The 307-nt window shown below is 66.8% G+C and carries 1 protein-coding gene; it reads right to left on the bottom strand.

Annotation, left to right across the window (positions count from 1 at the left end):
• On the bottom strand, positions 1-307 hold a 307-nt coding region (locus QSK26_RS41565), incomplete at both ends, for a hypothetical protein (RefSeq protein WP_285780875.1).

The following is a 307-nucleotide window of genomic DNA, read 5'->3' as shown; positions in this document are numbered from 1 at the left end:
CGGTGGTTTCGATGACCTCCGCCTCGGCCTTCTCCGGGGTCTCGGCGTTGACGTCTTCGGCGGTGGTTTCGATGACCTCCGCCTCGGCCTTCTCCGGGGTCTCGGCGTTGACGTCTTCGGCGGTGGTTTCGATGACCTCCGCCTCGGCCTTCTCCGGGGTCTCGGCGTTGACGTCTTCGGCGGTGGTTTCGATGACCTCCGCCTCGGCCTTCTCCGGGGTCTCGGCGTTGACGTCTTCGGCGGTGGTTTCGATGACCTCCGCCTCGGCCTTCTCCGGGGTCTCGGCGTTGACGTCTTCGGCGGTGGT

This window comes from Microtetraspora sp. NBRC 13810 (assembly GCF_030268685.1).
Classification (GTDB): Bacteria; Actinomycetota; Actinomycetes; order Streptosporangiales; family Streptosporangiaceae; genus BSRQ01.
The sequence above is the reverse complement of the archived record's forward strand: the minus strand, read 5'-3'. Positions and strand labels throughout refer to the sequence as shown.